Origin of the sequence: uncultured Lamprocystis sp. (assembly GCF_903933125.1) — a bacterium.
In the GTDB taxonomy this organism is placed as follows: domain Bacteria; phylum Pseudomonadota; class Gammaproteobacteria; order Chromatiales; family Chromatiaceae; genus Thiodictyon.
Window position 1 is genome coordinate 1 of record NZ_CAIZIZ010000460.1, and the last position, 7,279, is coordinate 7,279.

Sequence of the window (7,279 nt, forward strand, 5' to 3'; positions counted from 1 at the left end):
CCCGGTTGAACCCTCGGCTTCATGCCACCACGCCGCTTCGTGCGGCCATCAACGGAAGTGTAGCCTTCCGTCGCCCAACCGGGGCCACTCAATGCCAGACGCCACACCATGACTCGTCGGTCTGAGGCGAAGCCTCGCTAGCCTGTTGTTGTGGCTGTTCGTGGGCTTTCTGGTCTTCGCCGCGGGGATGATGGTGTTTTACCAGCCCAAGCCGCGCGAGAGCCGCGCCTCCCTGGCGGCGACCCTGGCGCTGGGCCTGCCGGTGGGCGGGGCGGCCGGGTTCATCGGCGGTCTGCTCGGGGTGGGTGGCGGCAACATCATCGTCCCGGCCCTGGTGGCGTCCGGTCTGGAGCCCAAACGCGCCTCGGCCAGCGCTGCATTCGTGGTGATCTTTGCCTCCATCAGCGGCTTTCTGGCCCATGTCCAGGTCGCGCGAATCGACACCACCCTGCTCGGCGTCACCGCGCTGGCGACGATGGCCGGCGCGGCCTTGGGTGCCTGGCTGGCGACCGAACGCCTGTCAGCCGCGCAGTTGAAGCGCACCATTGCCCTGGTCCTGATCGCGGTCGCCATCAAGACGGCGTGGGATCTGCTGTGGCCGTAAGCCAGGATGCCGATGGACTTTTTCTCTAAACGATTCATCTCTGAATCAGGAACCCGAACATGAACGATGACCGTCAAACCCTCCTCAAGGCGCTCGACTTCCATGGCCACCGCTGCTGGGCCAGTGTGGCCGGTGTCCGCGTGGGGCTCGCCGCCCTGCGGGTCCTGGAGGTCAAGCGCTCGGGCGGGCGCCAACTCCACGGCTTTGTCGAGATCGGCGAGGACCATGGCGGTATGTGCTTCGGGGATGGGGTGCAGTACGCCACCGGCTGCACCCTGGGTAAGGGCAATCTGGAAAAGACCCCTTACGGCAAGCTTGCGGGGACCCTGATCGAGCGGGCAACCAACCGGGCGATCCGGGTGACCTACAAGCCGACCCTGCAAAAGCAGATCGGTGCCTCCGCCTTCATGACCAAGCGCGGCCAGGGCATCGAGCCGGACGACATCCCGGAAGCCGAGCAGTTGGAACTGGTGGACCTGATCTGGAATGCCCCGGAAGCGGACATCCTGACACTCGGCGAGGTCTTCGCGTTTGAGCGCGACTGGCTGCCGGAGGTCATGGGCTTCGTCCCCTGCACCGCCTGCGGGGAGCTGACCGCGCGGGCCTATCTGCGGGTGCTGGGTGACAAACATGTCTGCATCCCCTGCTCCGGGTACGAGCGCTGACCACCGATTGAGACCAAGACACTCACCATGAACCCGGAAACAATCACCACCGCCGACACCCACGCCTTGCGCCCCTGGCTCTGGGGCCTGCCTCTAGCCGCCGCTCTCTGGGTGGCGCTCTATTGGCATCTCTCCGATCTCGCTGACCTGCTGGTGTCGGCGGCGGGACTGTCGCGCGCGACGCACTGGGGCGAGGCGACCCACTTCTTCCTTTACGACACCCCCAAGGTGTTGCTGCTGCTCACCGGTATCGTCTTCCTGATGGGGGTGATTCAGACCTTCTTCGCCCCGGAGCGCACTCGGGCGTTGTTGGCCGGGCGGCGGCTGGGGATCGGCAACGCCATGGCCGCGAGTCTGGGGATCGTCACGCCCTTCTGCTCCTGCTCGGCGGTGCCGCTGTTCATCGGTTTCCTCTCGGCCGGGGTCCCGCTGGGAATCACCTTTTCGTTTCTGATCGCCGCGCCGATGATCAACGAGATTGCACTCGCCTTGCTGCTGGGCCTCTTCGGCTGGAAGGTGGCGGCGCTCTATCTGGGGATGGGGCTCCTGATCGCGATCGTGGCCGGGCTCATCATCGGTCGGCTCAAAATGGAGCGTTATCTGGAGGACTGGGTGCGTGCCATCCACCAGGGTGCGGCGGCGGCCCCCAACGGCCAGCGCTACACCTGGGTCGAGCGCTTCGAGGCGGGTTGGCGCCATGTGCGCGAGATCGTCGGTAAGGTCTGGCCCTATGTGCTGGTGGGCATCGGGCTCGGCGCGGCCATCCACGGCTTCGTGCCGCAGGACTTCATGGCCAGCTTCATGGGCCGCGATGTCTGGTGGGCGGTGCCGGCGGCGGTGGTGCTCGGGGTGCCCATGTACACCAATGCCGCCGGCATCCTGCCGATCGTTGAGGCCCTGATCGGCAAGGGGGCGGCGCTCGGCACCACGCTCGCATTCATGATGAGCGTCATCGCGCTCTCCGCACCGGAGATGCTGATCCTGCGCAAGGTGCTCAAATGGCCCCTGATCGCGACCTTCATCGGGGTCGTGGCGACCGGCATCCTGCTGGTCGGTTATGTCTTCAATCTCGTTCTGTGAGGAGTCTCATCATGAAAACAATCAAGGTCCTGGGTTCCGGCTGCCGCAACTGTCAGACCACGGCGCAATTGATCACGGAGATCGCCCAGGCCAAGGGGGTCGACATCGCGTTGGAGAAGGTCGAGTCGATGGCCGAGATCGTCGGGTATGGGGTCATGTCAACGCCGGGCGTGGTGATCGATGGGCAGGTGGTCCATGCGGGCGGCGTGCCGGACCGCAAGAAGGTCGAGGGCTGGCTCGGTTGACCCCCTTTGCCGACGGCAGTTTCGGCCTTGATCATCGTTCCGGCCGACGCTACTTGTTGCGAGCCCAAGGCTTCAGCCTTGGCGGACCGATCCAAGGCTGAAGCCTTGGACTCTTGATCGCCGGCCGGAAGGATGACCAAGGCCAACATAGCTTTCAACGCGAATAGGAGATACAACATGAAAAGACCAATTGAAGGTTTGGCGAGGCACGTTCTCGCGCTGGCTGCGCTACTGCTGGTCTTCGGCGCCGTCGCTCAGGCGCAATCCACGAAACCCAACATCCTGGTCATCTGGGGCGACGATATCGGCACCTGGAATATCAGCCATAACAACCGTGGCATGATGGGTTACCAGACGCCGAACATCGACCGCATCGCCAAAGAAGGCGTCGCCTTCACCGACTACTACGGGCAGCAGAGCTGCACCGCCGGCCGCGCCGCCTTCATCAGCGGCTCCGTGCCCGTGCGCTCCGGCATGACCAAGGTCGGCCTGCCCGGCGCGGCGGAAGGCTGGCAGAAGACCGATGTGACGATGGCCACTGTCCTGAAAAGCCAGGGCTATGCCACCGGCCAGTTCGGCAAGAACCACCAGGGCGACCGCGACGAGCACCTGCCCACCATGCACGGCTTCGACGAGTTCATGGGCAGCCTCTACCACCTCAACGCGGAGGAAGAGCCCGAGAACCGCGACTACCCGAAGGACATGAAACTCGCTAACGGCAAGACGTTCCTTGAGCAGTTCGGCCCCCGCGGTGTCATCAGGGCCAAAGCCGACGGCAACGGTGGCCAGACCATCGAGAATCTCGGCCCCCTCACCAAGAAGCGCATGGAGACGATCGACGACGAGTCCATGGCCGCCGCCAAGGACTTCATCACCCGCCAGGCCAACGCCGGCCAGCCTTTCTTCTGCTGGTGGAACGGCACCCGCATGCACTTCCGCACCCACGTGAAGCCCGAGCACATCGGCATCTCCGGCCAGGACGAATACGGCGACGGCATGGTCGAGCACGACATGCACGTCGGCGAACTCCTCAAGCTGATCGATGACCTCGGCCTCGCCGACAACACCATCGTCCAGTATTCGACCGACAATGGCCCGCACTACAACACCTGGCCCGATGCCGGCACCACCCCCTTCCGCAGCGAGAAGAACTCGAACTGGGAAGGCGCCTTCCGCGTCCCGGCCTTCATCCGCTGGCCTGGCCACTTCCCGGCCGGCACGACCCTCAACGGCATCGTGTCGCACGAGGACTGGCTGCCGACCTTCGCGGCCGCCGCCGGCGCGCCGGACATCAAGGAGAAGCTGCTCGAGGGTGGCGTGGCGCTCAACGGCCGCACCTACAAGAACCATATCGACGGCTACAACCTGCTCGATTACCTCAGTGGCAAGACTGCGGAGTCACCGCGCAACGAGTTCATTTACGTGGGCGACGACGGCGCCGTGATGGCCATCCGCGTCGGCGACTGGAAAGCGGTCTACCTGGAGAACCGCGCCGAGCAACTGCAGGTTTGGCGCGAGCCCCTCGTCCACCTGCGCCTGCCGCTGCTCTTCAACCTGCGCCGCGACCCGTTTGAGAAGTCCCAGCACAACTCCAACACCTACCATGATTGGATGATTGATCGGGCGTTCGTGCTGGTGCCCCTGCAAGCTGTGGCCAGCAAGTTCCTCCTGACCCTGAAGGACTATCCGCCGAGCCAGACGCCGGGCGACTGGAGCCTCGATTCGCTGGAGAAACAGATCAAGGGCATGGTCAATCCGGGTCAGTAAACCCTTCAGATCGAGCGGCGCCGTCGGGTACTGGCGGCGTCGCTGGTGTCTTGGGGACATCCGCGTGAGACTCTTGCGCAGATCCACCGTCCTGGCCGCCCACCTCGCCCTTGCCGCGGCTTGCGCCGCATCTTCGGCATCGGCAAGGCCAGGGTCGGCAAACACCTTTCCGCTGCTCGTCTCGCAGTTATAGCCATCGGACGTAATAACCTGGCGTAGGGGCGGGTTTCAAACCCGCCCCTACCTCAAGGGTCTGTCCGGATATCAGGTTGGAAGGCCATAACATGACGGCTCGTTCCACCCCGATCAGGCGACGAACCGACACTGGCTCGCCGCCGTACGCGTATCCATATTGCGACCGCGGGTCGTGTGATCCTCGATCTCGGCGGCGGTACCGATGGCGCGGCCGTACAGGAAGGTCGTGAAGGCACCGTATTCCAGGAAGCGCGCGTCGACCTCTCCGGCGACGTAGGGCCGCCACAAGATCTTCAGCAGGATTACAGCGATGACGGCGTCGACGTTGACGCAATAGACGTTGCTGCTAACGCCGTAGCTGGCCAGGACATGGACCAGCTCGTGGTAGAACTCGTGGGCGAGGAAGGCGGTCTCGGTGAAGCTCCAGCCATCAATCAGGGATTGGACCGGGACGCCGCCGAAGCGCCCCGCGCCCTGGCGCGCCGGGCTCACCGACGCGCCGACGATCGTCGCCGCGATGCGCAGGTGCCAGGGCAGGTTAGCCAGGGTCGTCACCGAGATCCGCTTGTGCAGCAGCGGCCGCCAGGCGAGGTGGAAACAGATGGCGGCGAGCACGGCATCCGCGCTCGGATGGCGGCCCCGGGCGGCGGCAAGGCCGGTCAGGTAGCGCAGGATCGCGGTCTCGACCACGCCGCGAGCCCGCGCACCCGCGAGCATCGCCGCGGCCACGGGGTCCGGCTCGGCGGCGAGCAAAGTGCCGGCCTGCTCCGGGGTCGTCGCGGCGATGCGCGCATCGACGGCGACGAGCGGATCGGCCAGGTCCGTGATGCCCGATTGCCGAAAGACCTCCAGCAGCGTCTGCACGGCCGTTCCGGCCGCCTGCACCAGGTTCGGCCCGAGCAGCGCGACCGCCCCGCACAGCGCCGTGTTCGGGCTGCTGCCGGCCTCGCGGGCGGCATGCGCCGCCGCCAGCATCGGCGTGCCGTGCAGATCGACATAGGCGTTCAGCGCGACATTGGCGAGCGCGCGACCGGTGTCGTCGGGGTACTCGCGCACCAGGGCCAGGACCAGGTTCTCCTCGTAGGAACGGGTGGCCAGGTCCAGGCTGCTGACGCCGTGCAGCCGCGTGATCTGAGTCTCCGGGTCCATCATGGACGCCCCGGAGGCGTCCTTCATGATCTCCCGCGGCGGGATCACGCCGATTTGGCGGTTGAACGCCTCGATCTGCCCCCGATAGGGATCGACGGCCGGCACCGGCTTGACGTCGAGCGCATGGGGCAGGGCCAGCCCGGTGCCATCGGCGAACCAGCACTTCATCGACAGGTCGCCGATCGGCGCGAAGTCCGGTTGCCGACGGTTCAGCGCCATCACGGCGGTCATGGCCGATGGAATGTCGGCGATGTTGGTGACGACCGCCCCTTTGGCCGAGCAGACCGGGTTGTCTGCGGTATAGATGGCATCGACGCCGAACTTCTCCATAAACCAGCCTTCCTTGGCGGCGGCGTTATCGCCGCTGCCGGCGATCGCACCGGCGTGGCCGCACGCCTTGGTCAACCGGTCCTTCCAGCGCCCGACGATGCAGGCGATCACCGGCTTATCGAACACTAGGTCCCGTTCGTAGTAGCCGCCGGGCTCGATGTACATAACGGCCGCATGGCTGCGGCGGTCGTTGTGGAAGGCGTGCGTGAACTCGGCGGCCGCGAAATGGATATAGACGTCCTTGCCGGACGACAGCGATACGGTGGTCCCCCAGCCGGCGGTCAGCAGGTAGACGGCGATCGTGGTCGTGAAATTGCCGGAGTTCGAATAGATGGCGACCGTGCCCGGCACCAGCGACTCGGCCGGATGGGTGCCGCCCAGCGCGCCGCCGATGCGCACATGATGGTGGGCGTCGGCGATGCCGAGACAGTTGCCGCCGAAGACGTCGACCCCCTGGAGTTGACAGTATTGGCGGATGATCCGGGCATCGCTGAGCGGAACCTTCTCGGTCAAGATCACCACACGCGTGAGCAAGGGGTTGACGCGCACCGCCTCGATGACCGCGTCATTGACCCCGGCCGGCGGCACATAGACGACCGCGACATTGAAACGGTGGCCGGCCTTCAAGGCCTCGGAGACCGTGTTATAGACCGGGATGTCGTTGAGCTCGGTCTTCAGCACGGAGCCGGACCGCCCGGGCTGCACACCGCAAACTACGTTGCCGCCGGAGTAGGTATGGCTGACCGGGGTCACCTCGCGGCTCTCGTTGCCGAGGATGTTCAGCACGCACACCCGGTCGTCGCGGGTCGCGAGGTGGGCCAGGTTACCGTTGCCGACAAAATAATGGGGAAACTCGGGGATGCCTTTGCGGCGCATGGCGCCGAGAAAGTGGGAGTCGTTGGCAGACATAGCGAATCTCGTGCTGCGGGCGTATTTTTCGGGTTCGGGGTGAGTAACGGGTCAAGAACAAGTCAAGCACTGACACAATCGTTGTCGTTGTCGTTGTCGTAATCGAGTATCGGGCATTCGCACCAGGCTATATGGCGAATCGAAACCCGATGGACATCGGGCCGCTCATGCCCGAAGTGAATCGCTTATCCGATTACGATTACGATTACGACAACGACAACGACAACGACAACGGTAGTTGTTTAACCTGTTCCTGACTCGTTATCGAGGCGCCATGTAATAACCGGACGCGCCTTAATGCAATTTTTCTAGCATAGTCTATACTTAGAGTTAGG

At 64.6% G+C, this 7,279-nt stretch carries 6 protein-coding genes; 5 read left to right on the plus strand and 1 reads right to left on the minus strand.

Annotation, left to right across the window (positions count from 1 at the left end):
- Positions 1-145 precede the first annotated feature (145 nt).
- The 5 genes from QZY03_RS24880 to QZY03_RS24900 all read left to right on the plus strand — a co-directional run bounded on the left by QZY03_RS24880 (position 146) and on the right by QZY03_RS24900 (position 4,361).
- Positions 146-604 (plus strand): TSUP family transporter, encoded by a 459-nt coding sequence (locus QZY03_RS24880; protein WP_295585616.1) that lies wholly within the window; start codon positions 146-148, stop codon positions 602-604.
- Between the two features lie 59 nt (positions 605-663).
- Positions 664-1,269, plus strand: a complete 606-nt coding sequence (locus QZY03_RS24885) for an FmdE family protein (protein ID WP_295585617.1) — start codon at positions 664-666, stop codon at positions 1,267-1,269.
- 27 nt (positions 1,270-1,296) lie between these two features.
- The gene (locus tag QZY03_RS24890; protein ID WP_295585619.1) at positions 1,297-2,349 is read left to right on the plus strand and encodes a permease; all 1,053 of its coding nucleotides are present in this window, start codon (positions 1,297-1,299) and stop codon (positions 2,347-2,349) included.
- A gap of 11 nt (positions 2,350-2,360) precedes the next feature.
- Positions 2,361-2,594: a thioredoxin family protein gene (locus QZY03_RS24895; RefSeq protein WP_295585621.1), complete on the plus strand. Its 234-nt coding sequence runs from the start codon at positions 2,361-2,363 to the stop codon at positions 2,592-2,594.
- 177 nt (positions 2,595-2,771) lie between these two features.
- A complete protein-coding gene (locus QZY03_RS24900; RefSeq protein ID WP_295585623.1) occupies positions 2,772-4,361 on the plus strand; it encodes an arylsulfatase in 1,590 nt (529 codons plus the stop codon).
- Positions 4,362-4,667: 306 nt separating this feature from the next.
- Here QZY03_RS24900 and QZY03_RS24905 read toward each other — a convergent pair whose 3' ends face one another.
- A complete protein-coding gene (locus QZY03_RS24905) occupies positions 4,668-6,944 on the minus strand; it encodes a CoA-binding protein (RefSeq protein ID WP_295585625.1) in 2,277 nt (758 codons plus the stop codon).
- Between the last annotated feature and the right edge of the window lie 335 nt (positions 6,945-7,279).

Bases quoted from the DNA above. Each gene is read 5' to 3' on its own strand.
- QZY03_RS24885 (WP_295585617.1), top strand. From the start codon at position 664: ATGAACGATGACCGTCAAACCCTCCTCAAGGCGCTCGACTTCCATGGC.
- QZY03_RS24890 (WP_295585619.1), top strand. From the start codon at position 1,297: ATGAACCCGGAAACAATCACCACCGCCGACACCCACGCCTTGCGCCCC.
- QZY03_RS24895 (WP_295585621.1), top strand. From the start codon at position 2,361: ATGAAAACAATCAAGGTCCTGGGTTCCGGCTGCCGCAACTGTCAGACC.
- QZY03_RS24900 (WP_295585623.1), top strand. From the start codon at position 2,772: ATGAAAAGACCAATTGAAGGTTTGGCGAGGCACGTTCTCGCGCTGGCT.
- QZY03_RS24905 (WP_295585625.1), bottom strand. From the start codon at position 6,944: ATGTCTGCCAACGACTCCCACTTTCTCGGCGCCATGCGCCGCAAAGGC.